This is a genomic window from Prosthecobacter sp. (assembly GCF_044226605.1).
GTDB lineage: Bacteria > Verrucomicrobiota > Verrucomicrobiia > Verrucomicrobiales > Verrucomicrobiaceae > Prosthecobacter.
Window position 1 is genome coordinate 400,861 of the sequence record NZ_JBGAGS010000004.1, and the last position, 15,961, is coordinate 416,821.

General features: G+C 62.2%; 14 protein-coding genes. 7 read left to right on the top strand and 7 right to left on the bottom strand.

The window, feature by feature from the left end:
* Positions 1-47 precede the first annotated feature (47 nt).
* The 4 genes from ACILSO_RS07680 to purQ all read right to left on the bottom strand — a co-directional run bounded on the left by ACILSO_RS07680 (position 48) and on the right by purQ (position 7,203).
* Entirely contained in the window at positions 48-1,322 is a 1,275-nt protein-coding gene (locus ACILSO_RS07680) for a hypothetical protein (protein WP_395736796.1), read from the bottom strand.
* A gap of 134 nt (positions 1,323-1,456) precedes the next feature.
* Complete coding sequence (locus ACILSO_RS07685; protein ID WP_395736797.1) at positions 1,457-2,782, bottom strand: ABC transporter permease; 1,326 nt, start codon at positions 2,780-2,782, stop codon at positions 1,457-1,459.
* 66 nt (positions 2,783-2,848) lie between these two features.
* Positions 2,849-6,154, bottom strand: a complete 3,306-nt coding sequence (locus ACILSO_RS07690; protein WP_395736798.1) for a fused MFS/spermidine synthase — start codon at positions 6,152-6,154, stop codon at positions 2,849-2,851.
* A 338-nt stretch (positions 6,155-6,492) separates the two neighbouring features.
* Entirely contained in the window at positions 6,493-7,203 is a 711-nt protein-coding gene (gene purQ, locus ACILSO_RS07695) for a phosphoribosylformylglycinamidine synthase I (protein ID WP_395736799.1), read from the bottom strand.
* 128 nt (positions 7,204-7,331) lie between these two features.
* On the opposite strand from purQ, the gene ACILSO_RS07700 reads away from it, so the two are divergent.
* Positions 7,332-7,784 carry a hypothetical protein gene (locus tag ACILSO_RS07700; protein ID WP_395736800.1) on the top strand — a complete coding sequence of 151 codons (453 nt, stop codon included), beginning with the start codon at positions 7,332-7,334 and terminating at the stop codon, positions 7,782-7,784.
* 42 nt (positions 7,785-7,826) lie between these two features.
* Here ACILSO_RS07700 and ACILSO_RS07705 read toward each other — a convergent pair whose 3' ends face one another.
* The gene (locus ACILSO_RS07705; RefSeq protein ID WP_395736801.1) at positions 7,827-8,384 is read right to left on the bottom strand and encodes a hypothetical protein; all 558 of its coding nucleotides are present in this window, start codon (positions 8,382-8,384) and stop codon (positions 7,827-7,829) included.
* 207 nt (positions 8,385-8,591) lie between these two features.
* Between ACILSO_RS07705 and ACILSO_RS07710 the strand changes: the two genes are divergently transcribed.
* The 6 genes from ACILSO_RS07710 to ACILSO_RS07735 all read left to right on the top strand — a co-directional run bounded on the left by ACILSO_RS07710 (position 8,592) and on the right by ACILSO_RS07735 (position 13,242).
* Positions 8,592-9,089, top strand: a complete 498-nt coding sequence (locus ACILSO_RS07710; RefSeq protein WP_395736802.1) for a hypothetical protein — start codon at positions 8,592-8,594, stop codon at positions 9,087-9,089.
* A gap of 235 nt (positions 9,090-9,324) precedes the next feature.
* Positions 9,325-9,837 carry a hypothetical protein gene (locus ACILSO_RS07715; protein ID WP_395736803.1) on the top strand — a complete coding sequence of 171 codons (513 nt, stop codon included), beginning with the start codon at positions 9,325-9,327 and terminating at the stop codon, positions 9,835-9,837.
* 13 nt (positions 9,838-9,850) lie between these two features.
* Positions 9,851-10,951: a DNA-processing protein DprA gene (dprA, locus tag ACILSO_RS07720; protein ID WP_395736804.1), complete on the top strand. Its 1,101-nt coding sequence runs from the start codon at positions 9,851-9,853 to the stop codon at positions 10,949-10,951.
* Positions 10,952-10,974: 23 nt separating this feature from the next.
* Positions 10,975-11,097 carry a hypothetical protein gene (locus tag ACILSO_RS07725; RefSeq protein ID WP_395736805.1) on the top strand — a complete coding sequence of 41 codons (123 nt, stop codon included), beginning with the start codon at positions 10,975-10,977 and terminating at the stop codon, positions 11,095-11,097.
* 39 nt (positions 11,098-11,136) lie between these two features.
* Positions 11,137-12,057, top strand: coding sequence for a hypothetical protein (locus tag ACILSO_RS07730; RefSeq protein WP_395736806.1), 921 nt, complete (start codon positions 11,137-11,139; stop codon positions 12,055-12,057).
* Between the two features lie 75 nt (positions 12,058-12,132).
* Entirely contained in the window at positions 12,133-13,242 is a 1,110-nt protein-coding gene (locus ACILSO_RS07735; protein WP_395736807.1) for a serine hydrolase domain-containing protein, read from the top strand.
* 328 nt (positions 13,243-13,570) lie between these two features.
* Here ACILSO_RS07735 and ACILSO_RS07740 read toward each other — a convergent pair whose 3' ends face one another.
* The gene (locus ACILSO_RS07740; RefSeq protein ID WP_395736808.1) at positions 13,571-14,878 is read right to left on the bottom strand and encodes a rhamnogalacturonan acetylesterase; all 1,308 of its coding nucleotides are present in this window, start codon (positions 14,876-14,878) and stop codon (positions 13,571-13,573) included.
* Between the two features lie 54 nt (positions 14,879-14,932).
* Positions 14,933-15,940, bottom strand: a complete 1,008-nt coding sequence (locus ACILSO_RS07745) for a methyltransferase domain-containing protein (RefSeq protein WP_395736809.1) — start codon at positions 15,938-15,940, stop codon at positions 14,933-14,935.
* Positions 15,941-15,961: the final 21 nt, after the last annotated feature.

Genomic DNA, 15,961 nt, shown 5'->3' on the forward strand with positions numbered 1-15,961 from the left:
CGCCAGGGCCATTCTATCGGGTGCCGCATCCGTGCTGATTCATCGGGCTACTCTTTTGGCAGCGCGTAAAACGCGCATTCGGCGAAGAAGAACTCGGCGCGGTAGATCTTGGAGTAGTCGTAGTGGCGGATCGCGCGCTCGATGGCGTCGCGGCCGGTTCCGTCGCCCGTCATCGCGGCGATGGCGGCAGCGGCCAGGGGATTGCGCATGAACCGCGTCTCGTAGTATTTGCGCGGGCCGCGCTTGGTCTTGTCCGCGACCTGGGCCTGCGTCTCCGCTTCGGCCTGCGTCTTCTGCGGCTGCCAGGGCACATAGACCTCGCGCCAGTGGGTATCGCCAAAGAGCTTGGTGTCTGCGTTGTCAAACTCCTGATGCCTGCCGATGGCACCGAGCGCGGTGCGCGCATTGAGGGCTAGACCGGCGCGGTAGTGCTGCAGGAGAGCGTCATCCTTCTCCATGGCGATGAGTTGCTGCAGTGATCCCTGGGAGCCGACGTAAATCCACAGGGCGTGATCTTCCAGGCTTTTGATCAGCTCGCGGTCGGGGCCGAAGCCGGCGGCACAAATCTCCGCGCGTGTGTTCTCACTGCCTTTGGGATGCTCGGCGGCCGACATCTGATAGCGTTCCAACCAGATTTTGTCCTGCGTGACCTCATGCATGGCGCGCAGCATGAAGAGGTAGCGCACCGCATCGCGGAAGAGGTGGCCTTGAAATCCGCCGCGGAACTGCCCTTTGAAATCGCCGTCACAGGGGCCGCGCCAGCCGGTGCCCTGCAGCACGTCCGCCACTTCCTTCATTTTGGCCACGATCTGCTGCCGCTCTGCCTGCGTGGGTAGGCCGCTCATGAGATAGGCGTGCAAACCATAAAACCAGGGGTGGGTCTGATCGTCCGAGCCGAGCGGGTAGTGGCACAGGCCATCGGTGCCCAGGCCGCGCACGATCATGCCCGGCACCTCCGAGACGGAGGCGCACTTCATCAGCCCCTCGGCCAGGCGGCGCGCGCTGGTCTTGTCCGCCTCGCTGCCACTGCGCCGCGCCCGCTCACAGGCGGCGGGCATGTAGAGCCCGGAGAACATCGGCCCGTTTTCAATCGGGCTCCACCAACCGATCGCATTGGGCCGCCCCAGCTTGCAGTCCTCCGGTGTCGGCAGCTCGCCCACGTAGTCGAGGATGACACCATGGCGGTCCACCAGCGTGCTCCAGAGAGTCGCATGCGCCTGCTCCACGGCTTCGCCCGTTGTCTTCCAGAAATCAGGGAACTCCGTCTTCGCAGCATCCTGCCCACGCAGGAAGGGTCCGGCCATCGCGAGAACTGACAGCATCAGGGGCAAAGTTTTTTTCGATGTTTTCATGGGATAGCTAAGGAAAGAGAGGCGTCACCGGACCATGCGCACCGCAGGACGCGAAGGTGGCTGGGGTGATGAAACCATCGCTGCCTGGAAGTCGTCCCCTGCCCTTACGTGTGCCGCAGCGCCTCCACCGGATTCATCTGGGCGGCGCGTCTTGCGGGGTAGATGCCGAAGGCGATGCCGGTGAGGACGGAGATGGAGAAGGCGAGGATGGGGGACCAGGCTTTGATGACGGTGGTCACGCCGGCGAATTTGGTGACGGCGAGCGGGATGCTCAGCCCCAGCACGACGCCAAGGATGCCGCCGACGCCGGCGAGCAGGACGGTCTCGATGAGGAACTGCACGACGATGTCGTTCTGGCGTGCGCCGAGGGCGCGGCGGATGCCGATCTCGCGGGTGCGCTCGGTGACGCTGGCGAGCATGATGTTCATGATGCCGATGCCGCCGACCAGAAGTGAAATGGCGGCGATGCTGCCGAGCACGATGCTGAAGATCTGCTTGGTGCGCTCGGCCTGCTTGAGCAACTCCACGGGGACGATGATGCGCCAGTCTTCCTTTTTGTGGTTGCTGGTCATGAGATGGCGGACGGCTCCGGCGCGGCTTTCCACCATGTTCACGTCGTCCACGCGGATGACGGCTTCATGGAACTGCACTTTTTCGGCCTCGAAACTGCCGGTGCGGAAGCGGTAGAAGACTTCGCCGTACTCATCCATGAGGGTGGTGAACGGAATCATGATCTGCGCCTGGGCCTGGGCGGAGTGATCGCCGCCGGAGGTGTCGGCGCCGACCGGGGCGCCCTCGTCCTGGATGATGCCGATGACCTTGTAGTAAAAGCCTTTCACACGCACGGATTTGCCGACGGGCGTGGAGAGCTGAAACAGCCGGGCGGCGACCGTCTCATTGATGACGCAGACGGCGACGTTGTCCTTCATTTCCATCTCGGTGAAGAAGCGGCCCTGGATGATGCGGCGGTTGCGCATCTGCGGGTAGATGGGCAGCACGCCCATGACGTGGCCGTCCACGCTGCGGTCGAGGTTCCAGATGTTTTCGGAGATGTAGCGGCTGGGGACGACGACGCGGATGCCGGGCACGGTTTGACGGATCTGGTCGATGTCGCGCAGGGTGATGCCGTACTCGCTGATCATGCTGCGGGACTCGCCGCTGGAGCCCTGGCCGTCCGGGGGCTTGACGCTGTGGAGGATGATGTTCTGGCTGCCGAGCTTGCGGATCTGCTCCTGGGCCTCATAGCTGGCGCCTTCACCAATGGCGAGCATGGCGACCACGGAGGCGACGCCAAAGACCACGCCGAGGGCAGTCAGAAAGGAGCGCAGCTTGTGCAGCCAGATGGTCTTGATGCCCAGCGAAAGGGTGCGCCACAGGTGCTGGGGCGAGGCGATGAGTCGGAGTACGGGATGCGCGGCGAGAAAAGACATTCAGGGGGGATGGAGTCATACGGACGCCATCGCATGAAATTGCCACGATCTGACCGCTGCTGAAAATCACTCTCCGCCCTGGGCCTTGGCACCGACGACCATCTCCTTCACGGGAGCAACGGCAGGTGTAGGGGCGGGCTTCACCTGGACGACAAAGGGGGGAGATTCACCACCGATGGTGCCGCCTTGATCGAGAAAGCGGTTCATGTCTGCCATGGCGACAGAGAGGCGTGGATCTCCGGCCTGCAGGTAGGCACTGACGCGCAGGGCGAGGGCGCGCCCCTGCCAGGGGTAGGGCAGGCCGAGGCTCTCCACGGCGGCAAGCTGCTGGGGCACTTTGAGGTGCATGGCCATCTCACAACGCATGCCGAGGAGAACATTGCGCGCGACGTGGACGGGGTAGTCGCGGCCGAGCTTTTCAAAGATCGAGAGGAAATGCGGATCCTTCACGGTTTCTTTGGAGGCGGCGAGTTCGGTGAGAGCGTTTGTGGCTTCACTGACGAGGGAGACATTGCACCACGGTGACTTCATGAGGCTGTCCAGACCGTGCTCGATGTGAACCAGCACCGCGGCGGGCTGCTTCTGCGCATGGCAGGCGATGGCGCGGAGGAAATGCGCGTCTGCCGGGAAATGAGGGGCGATGGCATCGATGGCGGCCAGGGCATCCGGTGCGCCGGTGCGGGCTTTGGCAAATGCCTGCAGCACACGGTCTGCCATCACGGGACTGGCGGGCATGGGGGCGGCCAGATAGGCAGCGTAGTCCTGCTTCCAGTATTGCTTCAAAGTGGCCACTCGGGCGCGCACTTCGGCCGGAGCGTCCGCGGGCAGCACATCATTTGAGGCGGAGTCCCACAGGCGGCAGGGCATGTGGAGACGCTCGGCGAGGTAAAGCGGGGTATCGATGGCGGCATCGACCTTGGGCAGGTAGCAGCTGGCGCGGGTGGCGGCGCGGGCGAGATCGAAGGAGCAGTTGATGCGCTTGGCCACGCTGCGGGCAAAGCTGAACTCGAGGCGGTTCATGTCGTCGGTGTTCACCGTTTTGCAGGAGGCGGCAAGGGCGGAGCAGTAGTCGCTGTTGGCGAGGCAGCCGGTCAGGAAGCCTTCGGCGCTGTCGGTTTTCCAGAAGCGGCGCAGTGCCTCGGCCATGGGGTCGAGTTTGACGCGCTGGCGCAGGGACGCGAGCTGCCAGGGCGTGTCGTTGTTGGAGCAGACCAGCAGCATGTCCACGCTCTGGGTGCCCCAGATTTCCACCTTGGGGAAAACTTGGCGCAGGGTGGCGACGACGGTGGTGATGGTCCCGGGCTCGACTTCGTAACCCTGCAGCCACTGGCAGAAGATGCCGTCCTTGGTCAGGCGCTGGCTGGCATTGCGGTAGAATTCGCGGGTGTAGAGATTGGCCACGCCGGCGCGGCAGGGATTGGAAGGTTCGGAGACGATGAGGTCGTAGTCCTCGCCTTTGGTGAGGAGGAATTCACGGGCGTCTCCGGTGATGTTGTTGACGCGCGGATGCTTCATCGCGTTGCGGCTTACGGGTTCAAAGAACTGCGCGACCTTGCGAATTTCCTCTTCGAGCTCGAGCACATCCACGCGCTGCATGCCGGGGACGTCCGCCAGCCAGCCGGCGGTGGTGCCGGTGCCGAGGCCGACGACGCAGGCCTTTTGCGGATTGGGGTGAAGGATGGCACCCGTGATGCCGAGCATGACCTGCGTGGCGCCATCGCTGACGGCGGAGCCATCGCTCTTGCCATTGGTCAAAAAGGCGTACTGCATGCCGCCGACGACGGCGACGCTGGTCTCGCGGCCATCGTAGGCCTGCACGAGGGAGCGCTGGGCATTGCGCTGCCAGGTTTCCAGGCCGATGGCGGTGCGGTACTCCTGGGAGACGCGGCCATAACCGATGGGAGTGTGCATCCAGACGGCGGTGGGGCCGGTGGTGCCGAAGGCGAAGAAGCCGCAGACGAGGAGCGCGGCGAGGGCCATGCGGCCATTCCAGTTGAAGCGGGCGGCGAAGCTCTCAGCATCCCCTTCCCGGCGGCGAAGCTGCAGCCAGAGGGACGCGGCGGACATGGCGGCCACGAGCAGGGCGGCGAGCAGCCAGCAGCCTTTCAGTCCGAGCAGAGGCACCAGAAGGAAGCCGCCGAGCAAGGAGCCGGTGATGGACCCAAAGGTGTTCCAAAGGTAGGCGCGGCCCAGCTGCTGCCCCACGCCGGCATTGCCACGGCCGAGGAGTGAGACGAGCAGCGGAAACTGGATGCCGCTGAGCAGCGAAGGCAGGAAGGCCAGCGTGCCCATGACGACGGCCCAGCCGAGGGCCATCTCGCCAAGGCCGACGCCGCGCAGGCTGTCATTCAAGATGAGCGCGAGATGCGCGATGCGATCTCCCAGGGCAAAGGGGGCCAGGATGGCGAGCGCCTGCAAGGCGGAAACAATGGTGAAACCGGCGATACTCGGCTCGGCTTTTTTCAAGATCAGCGCATACAGCAGACCGCCGATGCCCATGCCGGCAAGCACGACGCAGAGCACGAGGCCAAAGCCATAGACCGAGCCGCCGAGCAGCGGCGTGGAGACGCGATACCAAACGAGCTCTGCGACGAAGAAGGTGAAGCCGCTCATGAAGGCTGCGGCGAGGACGAAGGCGGCGGGGGCTTTCGCGGCCACGCTGTCTTCGGTTTCCGGGCTGGTGGCGGCTGCAGCGGGCTGGCGTGGCTCTTTTTCCTGAACCATGGAGATGGCACCTGCGGCGAGAGCGATGCCGAGATTGGCCAGCACGGCGATGGTGAGAGTGCCCTGATTTCCCACCGTGGGCAGCAGCCAGAAGGTGCTCAAAATGGCACCACTGACGGCTCCTGCGATATTGATGCCGTAGAAGAAAGCGGTGGTGGAGCGGCGGGGATCGTCATCGCGCTGGGCGAACTTCATGGCTGCGGGGAGCGTGCCGCCCATGAGGAAGCAGGGCACGCCGAGCACGAGGACGGTCATGAGGAGTTGCAGGCAGGTGGCGGGGCCGAGGCCCATGCCCGCAGTGCCGCCGGTTTTCAGATAGAGAGAGCGGGCCAGCCCGAGCATGGCGGGCGAGGCTACCGCGGCGATGGCGATGCCCACTTCCAGCCGGGCGTAAAAGCGAAACGGACGCCCCACGCGCTCCACCCAGGAGCCGAAGAGCTTGCCGCCAAAGCCGAGTCCTCCCATGAAGACGGCCATCACCGCCGCCGCGGCGGGGGCTGCACCGCCAAAGACGAGGCGGAACTCACGGAGCCAGACGGTTTGATAAACCAGGGAGCAGAAGCCGGAGAGCATGAGAATCAGCGCCAGGGCGAACTGAGTCGAGCGGACACGGGATGGGAGTGCGGCGGGAGGAGCGACTGATTTCATGGATCTAAATGATTAACTAGTATTTTATATAAATACCATATTAATACAAACAAAATCGAGTGCTAAATGATGATTTATCGATATTTTCCGTAATTTTAGAGGCACTAAAGGCGGTGAATGGGACGTGAGAAGAGGAGCTTGGGGGACGTAGCGCAAGAGTGATCAGGATGATCACTCTGCTGTCGGAAGTGCTCCGCCAGCGCGAGAGCGGCCCGGCAGGATGGGGACCATCTTGGTCCCCTCCCCGACTTGGGAGCGGTGGGTGTGGCGGAGCGTTGAGGGATCAGCATGATCCCTCTCCTGCCGGAGTGGCTTTTCGCTGCCCGCTGTTCTCTACTCTAGTTCAGGGCCTCGCGGGCGGACTGGAAGAGGTAGTGGCCCCAGCCGTACTGGGTGTCTCCGTTCCAATCGGGATCGTAGTGCTGGCTCTTGAAAATGAAGCGCTCAGGGTGGGGCATGAGGCCAAAGACGCGGCCGGTGTCGTCCTGCAGACCGGCGATGGCGCTGGTGGAGCCGTTCACATTGGTGGAGTACAGCAGAGCGGCGTGGCCGGATTTCACGTAGCCAGCGGCGGCGTCTCCCTCGGTGACGAGGCGGCCCTCGGCGTGAGCGACGGGCAGTTCGAAGTTTTCGGGCAGCTTGCTGAGGTAGGGGCTGGCCTTGGTCTTGGTCTTTTTCAGGCCCACCCAGCGGCAGATGAAGCGGCCGCTGGTGTTGTGAATGAGGCTGCCTTTGGGCAGGAGATCAAGCTGGGTGAGAATTTGAAAGCCGTTGCAGATGCCCAGGGCGTAGCCGCCTTTGTCCACGAAGGTCTTGAGCTGGTCGCCAAGCTTGGATTTGGTGATGAGCTGGGCGATGCGGCCGGACATCACGTAGTCGCCGTAGCTGAAGCCGCCAGAAAAGACGATCATCTGCGCTTTGTCGAGCGAGGAGGGTTCCAGCAGAGCCACAGGCAGTACCTCGGCGGTAAAGCCAGCCGCCTCCAGGGCACGGGCGGTTTCGGCATCGCAGTTGGTTCCGGGAAACTTGAGAAGAAGGGCGTGGGGCATGGGTGGTAGCTCCCAGCATCTAGGCGAGAGCGCCGCCGGATGCAACCGGACATGCGCAAGGGCTGGATGGAAACAGGGGGGGGCGAATGGAATCGACATCCGGGGACCATGCCCCTAGCCTGCCCGGCATGAACTTGCTGGCCGACTCTTCTCAACTTTCAGGCTGGCAGGTCTTGCTCACTGTGGCGGTAATAGTCTTTCTAAAGTGGCTCGCCATCGGCTGCCACAAGGCGGAGATCCGTGCGGAGATCCGCAAAAAAGGCGCCAAGCCGCTCCACATCCGCTGGCTTCCCAGCGTCGCGGGCAGCCGAGGCGGCCCCTCGTTTTACGAAGTCACGCTATCCCTGCCCTCAGGAAGCCGCATGACGACCGAGTGCAGCTGCGACCTCACCAATGGGGTCTTTTGGAAGGACGCCCCCTGGTCCAAAAACACGACACGGACAACCGAGACTGAAACCGGGCTGCCGGACACGCGTGGGCTCCGTATCGTGGCAGACTGCACGCGTTGCGGCTTCGGCATCCCTAAAGGGGCGGACGCATGCCCAAACTGCGGCACTGAGATGAATAGCGCGGAGCGTTGATGTCTGTCAGGCCGCAGGACACAGTCACTTCATTCACCCAGGTCAATTCAGCAGGTTCAAGTACACCCAGCGGTAGGATAGTATTTTCATTTTCACTTCCGGCAGGTGTCTGGCCACGATGACATCCAGATCATTGGCAAGATGACGAAAAAAGGGCCTTTCCGCAGAAGTCGAAAGATCTGAAAGCAACGCATAACACAACTGAGGGGTTCTCACCAAACGTATGTTATGCCCCGAGCCTCTGAGGTGCGATAGCTCCACGGACCGACCTTTTCGAGGCAGAACGAGGGTCAAAGCTGCTGCTGCCCGATCAAGGGGTGGATGCCTGCCAGCGTTTGTCTTTGGATCAATAATGAACCCATACTTTGACTCAAACTCCATCATTGCCGCGCCGAAGCGTTTCCGAATGTCAGGCGAAGGAACATACGGTTCCTCGCCGGGAGGAGAGCGGTATTGAAGTTCTGGCGAGATAACATGCGGGGCCTCTTTTGTGCCGGGAGAAGCCCCTGCGGCTTCCATCTTAAACACACGCGCCGTTTCGCAGCTTTGGAACAACAACAAAGCACACAACGTTAGAATCCTTTGAAATGCGTTTTTCATAGACCAACCCGTCTTCCCTGAGTGGAGCGGGACCGTAGTGCGCAAAGCTATAACGGCGGGAAAGGCAAATCAACCCATCAGTCGAATCACCTGGCCTAGCGTGCGAACATCATGCGAGTCTTTCCGTGGATGCACAAAGCACAGGCGCTTCAGCGTCCCCCAATGTCCTCGTCTCAACCCCAGCTTTTTCAACGCGAACGAAGACGAATGACCGCGAATCAGAATCCAGCCTGTATCTGGCCGAAGCCGCCGCAGAATGCAACCGGACATGCATGCGCTTCAGCATTCGACGGGGAAGCAGTCCTCTCGCGGGTGCGAATGCGGCGCAAAAAATGGAATCGACACCCGCGTTTTCGTGCCTCACCTTTTGCCAGCATGATCTTCGCGATAACCACCCGCCAAACCCCACCGTTCGGGGTCGCGATTCTCATCATTGCCGTCGCGATCTTCTGTTATTGGCTGGCGATCAGGGGGCACAAATCGGCCATTCGGGCAGAGTTGACGAAGTTTAAGGCACAACTCATCAAGATCCGCTGGATTCCGTTTGGCGAAGACAGGTATGCCACATTCTACGAAGTCACGCTAGTGCTCCCCTCGGGGAAACAGGTGAGCGCCATCTGCAAATGCAACCTGTGGCAGAAAATTTACTGGAAAAGCCCCCCTTGGGCAGAAGATCTGCGACGTGAGCCCGCACCCGAGGAGTGAATTTGATCCCGCGGCGAAGCCCATGCGGGTCTTGTCGGACTGCTACACCTGCGGCTGCGGGGATGCACTAGGCTGGGTGGCCTGCCCGAACTGTGGGAACGAAGTGGCGTCCTGACACAGCAGAGGCATGGAGATGCATCCATGGGGCCGCGCAGGTCCGTAGGATTTGTGCCCTGCCCCGCACCGCTTTTGGCTGGTTGCACAAGACGGGTCATGCATTAGATTTCCCATCCCTATGTTCAAAGACCTCCTCTCCCCTCAGAACACTTTTATCTACGGCATCGTGCTCTGCGGCATTTTCCTGGTGCAGTCCCTGTGGGGCCACTGGAAGACCAAGCGCGAACTCAAGCGCTACAAAGGCATGCTGAGCGACAAGCTGGACCTGGACTCCAAGCAGAGCCAGGACATCAACAAGGAGCGCGCTGCGCTGAAGCAGGAAAATGAAAACCTGCGCATGCAGATCGCCCGCCTGAACGAGCGCCCGGACAACAAGATGCAGCGCGAGCTTGAAATCCTGGCCCGAGCGGAAAAGCAGATGATCATCACCGCGCCGGGCTTTGCGCCGGCCTGGGAAATGGCCAAGTCCACCGCACTGGGACAACTGGAAAACGAGGAGCGCGGGCAGTCCATCCCGCAGAAGATCTTCCGCAAGCTGATCGGCTCTGGCTCGGCCCAGAACAACGTGGCCCTGCCCGAATCCGCGGCTGCTGCCGCCAAGAACGGAGAAACCGCCGCCAGCATCGCCTGAGCCCAAGCGTGCAATGACCCGCACCGAGGCTTGGCTGGCGCTAAACCTGCTCCCGCAGGTGGGCCCTGTGCGTGTACGCAAACTGCTGCAGCACTTCGGTACTCCGGAGCGCGTGCTGAGTGCGAAGGCGTCTGAAATTCTCCAGATCGAAGGCTTTGGCCTGGTGCAGGCGGAGGGGATTTCCGCCTGGGAATCGCAGATCGATCTGGACGGAGAACTGCGGAAAATCAAGGAGCGGGATCTGACGCTGATCACCCAGGAGGATGAACTCTACCCACCCCTGCTCCGCGACATTCACAATCCGCCGCTGGTGCTCACGGTGTGGGGCGAGCTGACGAAGCGGGACCACAACGCGCTGGGAGTGGTGGGCAGCCGCCATGCCACGCACTACGGTTTGGGAGCCACGAAGAAGCTCAGCTTTCAGATCGCGTATGCGGGCTATGCCATCGTCAGCGGCCTGGCACGCGGGATTGATACTGCGGCCCACGAAGCGGCGCTGGCCGCCAGCGGGCGTACCATTGCAGTGATCGGCTCCGGCATGGGCAGGCTTTATCCGCCGGAGAACATGGCGCTGGCAGAGCGCATCGCAAAAAACGGCGCGGTGGTGAGCGAATATCCGGTGGACCGGCCCGCCGACAAACAAACGTTTCCGTATCGCAACCGCATCGTGGCAGGATGGAGCTGCGGCTTGATCGTGGTGGAGTGTCCGCTTCGAAGCGGCTCGCTGATCACCGCGCAGCAGGCTACCGAGCAAGGGCGGACAGTGTACGCCGTGCCGGGCCCGATCGACAAACCGACTTCCGCAGGATGCAATCGTCTGATTCAGCAGGGAGCCAAACTCATCATGGATGGTGCCGATGTGCTCGACGATTTGATGACCCTCTTCCCCACGGCACCCAAGGCGCCACGCGTGCAAGAGTTTACCCCGGCGATCGCGCTTACATTGGAAGAAGGCATTCTATACAACGCCATCAGCACGGACGAAACCCACATCAACGAAATCGTCACTGCTTCCGGCCTCACGCAGTCAACCGTGTCAGCCACGCTGGTGCGACTGGAGATGAAGCGGCTGATCCGGGCGCTGCCGGGACGGAGGTATGTGAGAGTGATGTGAGTTCCGCAATCGCTAACCACACCATGATGAACTACTTTGGATGCCGCGATGACTTCGCGATTGAGGTCGGCGGTGAGCTGGACTTCAGAAGGCAATGCCAGGTCGAGTTTTATGCCCTCGGCATTCACAGCCACGAGCTTGATTAGCATTGCTTCATGCGGGGCGGCGTTGTTAAACTCCGCTGCATGAAAGCCTTCCTTCTGCTTCTCTTTGCCTTGGCTGTCATGGTTTGCACGGGCGGTCCGCTCCGGGGGCAGGAAAAAGCGGCGGCGGCGGCGGATGTAGCGCTACCGGTGGGAAAAATTGCTTATGTGACGAGCGAGAACTTCGGACGGTCAGGAAACATCTTTTTGATGGCTGGCAATGTCCGGACCATGACGCTGGCGCATCAAACGCGGGATCTGGAGTTTGTGGACGGCGGGAGGAGCATCCTCTACAGCGCCAATGATCCAGAGGCGAAGGGCATTCACCTTTACGATCTGACGCTGCATACCAACACGCGGCTGCTGCCCAGGAATGATGAGGCGGATTCCCCTGCCCTGTCTCCTGATGGAAAAAGGATCGCCTTTGTGCAGGGCGGGGAGTCAGGATCGCAGATCATGACGGCGGCTCTCGATGGCACGGACCTCAAGCAGGTGACCGACGGCCCCGGCTTCAACTGGACTCCGCGTTGGTCTCCGGATGGCAGGCGGCTGCTGTTTGAGACCACGCGCAATGAGCCACCGGGCGGAGGGGAGGCGGGCGGCCACCGCGACCTCTATGTGATGGACGCCGACGGCAGCCACCTGACCAATCTCACCGAAGGCTCCTACGGCCACAATGCCTCGTGGTCCCCGGACGGGAAGTTCATCGCCTACATGAAATATGGCGACATCTTCACCATGAAGAGCGACGGCTCAGAGAAGAAGAACATCAGCAAGGCAAAGACTCGCGACTCCGAGCCAGCCTGGTCTCCGGACGGCCAGTGGATAGCCTTTACCCGCACGCCGGAAGGCAGGAACGCGATGGACATCTGGATCATGAAAAGCGATGGCACGCAGCAGCGCCCGATCACGTTTAACACAGGCACGACGACCTCCTACAGTCCGAGCTGGGGAAAGGAGTGAGTGAGTGCATGACTGGCTGTTTGCGGAGGCGGGATTTGCAAGATCTGGCGCAGGCTGCGTTTACACTGCCCCACCATGAAATACCACCTGCTCATTCCGGCATTGACCGCCCTCGTTTGGATCAGCCCTCTTTCCGGCCTGCCTGCGGAGGGACTGCCGAGGAGCACGCCGGAGGAGCAGGGTGTTTCGACGAAGAGCGTGAACGCCTTTGTGGAGGCGGTGGACAAGATCAACACGCTGCACAGCTTCATGATCGTGCGGCATGGTCACGTGATCGCGGAGGGGTGGTGGAAGCCGGAGGCGGCGGACAAGGCGCATGTGCTGTGGTCGCTGAGCAAGAGCTTCAACTCGACCGCAGTGGGCATGGCGATAGCGGAGGGCAAGCTGGGGCTGGATGATCCAGTTCTGAAATTCTTCCCCACTGAAGCTCCGGCGGAGCCTTCGGCCAATCTCAAGGCTATGAAGGTGCGCGATCTGCTGACGATGAGCTGCGGGCACGACACAGAGGTCAAAATTGTAAACAATGCGCCGACGGTGAAGGAGTTCCTGGCGCACCCGGTGCCGCACCAACCGGGCACGCATTTCCAATACAACACGCCGGGCAGCTACATGCTCTCCGCCATTGTGACGAAGACGACGGGGCAGACTTCGCTGGAGTATTTGCAGTCGCGTTTGTTTGCGCCGCTGGGCATCGAGAATGCCAAATGGGATGCCAGCCCCGAGGGCAACTCACTGGGCGGGTACGGGCTGTATCTCTGCACGGAAGACATCGCGAAGTTTGGGCAGTTGTATCTGCAAAAGGGCAGGTGGAATGGCAAGCAACTGCTGCCTGAGTCCTGGGTGGCGGAGGCGACGAGCAAGCAGGTGCCGAATGAGAAAGCCAGCCACTCGAAAATCGGCATCGACTGGACGCAGGGCTACGGCTTCCAGTTCTGGCGCTGCACGCACAACGCCTTCCGCGGCGATGGCCGTGCAGGGCAGCTCTGCCTGGTGATCCCCGAGAAGGACATGGTGGTGGCCATCACCGCTGACTCGGGTGCTTTTCAAACGGAGATGAATGCGATCTGGGATCATCTCTACTCTGCATGTGGGGAGAAAGCGCTGCCTGAGGATGCGACGGCGCAGGAGAAGCTGAAGGCGGCTGTGGGTGCGCTGGTGGCGCATCCGGCGGTGGGGAAGAAGTGAGGGTCAGAGTTGGAATGGAAGAGAAGCGGCTGCAGCTTCGTTGCCTGCGGCGTGCTGTTGCGTCGCCGGGATGTTCTGTGCTGGTAGCGCTGGCATCCTGCCGGCTCCGGGGTGCGTCCTTACAGCATCGGCAGGTAACGAGAGTGTCGATCCATTCGGCAGTCCATACTGCTGCGGAGCTTCAGCCAGAGCCGGCAGGATGCCGGCGCTCCCAGCCCTGACGCGCAGCTGTGATACACAGCTTAACGACATCTCGGCGCCTGCCTGAAAAGATCTCAGACACGAATGACATCTCCCCAAAAAACCGATCCGCCACTCACGCCGGCGGCTAATTCCCCGCAGGCTTTTCGGTGGGGCCGGTGAGGGGGCTGGGGGGGATGGCGACTTTTTCGGGGGCGTCGGGGTGGGTGGGATCGAAGGTTCCGGCGTCTTTGGCGAGGTGGGCGGCGAGGGCGGGCACGCTGGTCTTGAGGCCTTCGACGATGCAGCGGGCGAGCTCGTAACCGCCGTAGGCGTTATGATGGGTGTTGTCTTTGAGCGCTTTGTCCTGGCCGGGAAAGGTGTTCGCGGGGTAGTGCACGAAGGCTTTGGCAGAGGCGTCGGGGCCGAGAGCAGCGTAGAGTTTCAGGCTCATCGCATTGAGATCGATCACCGGCACCTGGTTCTCGGCGCCGGTCTGGCGCACGGCTTCGGCGTAGTCGGTCAGCGTGGGTTCGAGTTTGCTGCCATTCCAGCGGCGACGCTCCATGGGAGTGACGAGGACGGGGATGCCGCCTTTGCTGCGGGCGGCTTCGATGAACTGCTTGAGGTCGGCTTTGTAGGTGGTGAAGGGCCCGGCGTTGCGGTTCTTGGTTTTCTGATCGTTGTGCCCGAACTGAATGAAAAGGTAGTCGCCCTTCTTCATCATGCTCAGGACTTTTTCGAGCCGCTTCTGGCTCCGGAAGGAGAAGAGCGCGAGGCCGGAGCAGGCCTGATTTGAAACGGCCACGCCTGGCTGAAAAAAGCGCGGCAGCATCTGGCCCCAGCCGGCATAGGGTTCCTTCGCCTGATCGGTCACCGTGGAATCTCCGGCGAGGAAAATGGTGAGCGGATCTTTGGCGGGCGTGATGCCGATGGAGGCGACGCCGGGATGCTGGCCGTTGAACTCAAAGGTGAGGTGCTCGTCCCAGTCGGCCACGGCAGGCGGGCCTTCCTCGCGATCGCCGAGGCTGGTGGTGCCGCCGGTGGAGATAGCGGGTTTGCGGACGTTGACGGTGAAGGAGCGCGTCTCGTACTGGCCCGGCTTTGTCTCCACTTTTTCCAGCATGAGGCGGCGGGATTCGGCCTTGATGGTGGTGGAGGTGGCGCTGGTGGGATCCCCGAAGCGCATGGTCACGTCGTAGTTTCCTTCTTCGACATCGACCGCGAACACGATGGTCTTGCCGGCAAATGCGGGGGTGCTGGGAAGAAAGCCGTGGCCGAGCTTTGCGTCATAGAGCGTCTGCGGAGTGACCTGCGTGAAACCGGGCGGCGGCTTGCTGGAGCCGAAGGCAAACTTCCACTCGGCGGCTTGGGCTGCGCACGTGAGAGAGAGGACAAGGCCGAGCATCCAACGGAGCGGCACGAGTGTCGGATTGGCCAAAGGTCGGGAGGACATGAGGTCGGTGTGCGGGTTGGTTCTTGATCGTCAAAATATCAACGCGGCCAGTGCTCACCGCTTCTCCCACAGCAGCGCGAGGAAGAGGGGGAATTCTTTGCGGGCGCGGTTCTCCGCACGTGCCCTCGGACCCGGCTGGCTTTCTTTGTGGGAGTACCATTCTTCGATGCCTGCAAGACGGAGGCCGGCGGTGAAGCCGGTAGCGGTGAGGGTTTGGAGGCTGCGGTGGAAGGAGATGGTGCTCTCGCTCTCGGCCTGGCCGGGGTGCATGACGATGGGGATGCTGAGCGTGCTGCTGTACGCATCCGTGCGGCGGAACTGGATCTTGCGGTCTTCATCGTGCCCCCAGGCGGACTGGCGGGGGATGCGGAAGGCGGGGTGATTGACCACCCAGAGCATGCGGCCGCCGGGCTTGAGCACTTTGGCGGCGGCAGCGGCGACGACATCGAGGTGCTCCATGTTTTGCACGCAGAGGATGGCGGAGGCGGCATCGAATTCGCCGAGGTCTTCGATCTGCGCGGCATCGCGGGCGAGGTAGCGCACGGGGGGCTTCACAGGATAGGTGCGGGCTTTCTGAATGAGCGTGGGTGCTGCATCCACACCGGTGACCTGGCAGCCCGCCTGCGCGAGGGCGCGGGAGAAAACTCCCTGGCCGCAGCCGAGATCGAGCACGCGTTCGCCTCGTTTTGGCGCGAGCAATTTTAGAGCGCCGGGAATGACGACGGCCTGATACAACTCGGAGCCGCGCTCGCCGATGATGCGGTCGTACCAGTCGGCGGATTTTTCCCAGGATGTGCCGTGCTCGCGCCCGGCCTGCTGGCGGGGGCTGTGCTGCGCACGAGCGCCCTGCTGGGGGCGCATGGTCTGCTGCTCGCGATTTCCCTGCGGGCGGGCACCGTGGGCGCGTTTGCCATATTGCTGGCGATTGCCTTGCTGGCGCTCGTTTTGATCGCGGTGACTGCTTTCGCGCTGGCCGTCCTCGCGCTCGCCCTGCTCGCGGCTGTCCTGCTCACGTGGGGGCGAGGGGCGGGGACGGAAGGGGCGGCGTGGGGGAGGAGGCATGCGGCATGTATGTCGCGGCGG

Excerpts from the sequence above, each read along its gene's own strand:
- ACILSO_RS07680 (WP_395736796.1), bottom strand. The coding sequence starts at position 1,322 with ATGCTGTCAGTTCTCGCGATGGCCGGACCCTTCCTGCGTGGGCAGGAT.
- ACILSO_RS07685 (WP_395736797.1), bottom strand. The coding sequence starts at position 2,782 with ATGTCTTTTCTCGCCGCGCATCCCGTACTCCGACTCATCGCCTCGCCC.
- ACILSO_RS07690 (WP_395736798.1), bottom strand. The coding sequence starts at position 6,154 with ATGAAATCAGTCGCTCCTCCCGCCGCACTCCCATCCCGTGTCCGCTCG.
- purQ (WP_395736799.1), bottom strand. The coding sequence starts at position 7,203 with ATGCCCCACGCCCTTCTTCTCAAGTTTCCCGGAACCAACTGCGATGCC.
- ACILSO_RS07700 (WP_395736800.1), top strand. The coding sequence starts at position 7,332 with ATGAACTTGCTGGCCGACTCTTCTCAACTTTCAGGCTGGCAGGTCTTG.
- ACILSO_RS07705 (WP_395736801.1), bottom strand. The coding sequence starts at position 8,384 with ATGAAAAACGCATTTCAAAGGATTCTAACGTTGTGTGCTTTGTTGTTG.
- ACILSO_RS07710 (WP_395736802.1), top strand. The coding sequence starts at position 8,592 with ATGACCGCGAATCAGAATCCAGCCTGTATCTGGCCGAAGCCGCCGCAG.
- ACILSO_RS07715 (WP_395736803.1), top strand. The coding sequence starts at position 9,325 with ATGTTCAAAGACCTCCTCTCCCCTCAGAACACTTTTATCTACGGCATC.
- dprA (WP_395736804.1), top strand. The coding sequence starts at position 9,851 with ATGACCCGCACCGAGGCTTGGCTGGCGCTAAACCTGCTCCCGCAGGTG.
- ACILSO_RS07725 (WP_395736805.1), top strand. The coding sequence starts at position 10,975 with ATGATGAACTACTTTGGATGCCGCGATGACTTCGCGATTGAGGTCGGC.
- ACILSO_RS07730 (WP_395736806.1), top strand. The coding sequence starts at position 11,137 with ATGAAAGCCTTCCTTCTGCTTCTCTTTGCCTTGGCTGTCATGGTTTGC.
- ACILSO_RS07735 (WP_395736807.1), top strand. The coding sequence starts at position 12,133 with ATGAAATACCACCTGCTCATTCCGGCATTGACCGCCCTCGTTTGGATC.
- ACILSO_RS07740 (WP_395736808.1), bottom strand. The coding sequence starts at position 14,878 with ATGTCCTCCCGACCTTTGGCCAATCCGACACTCGTGCCGCTCCGTTGG.
- ACILSO_RS07745 (WP_395736809.1), bottom strand. The coding sequence starts at position 15,940 with ATGCCTCCTCCCCCACGCCGCCCCTTCCGTCCCCGCCCCTCGCCCCCA.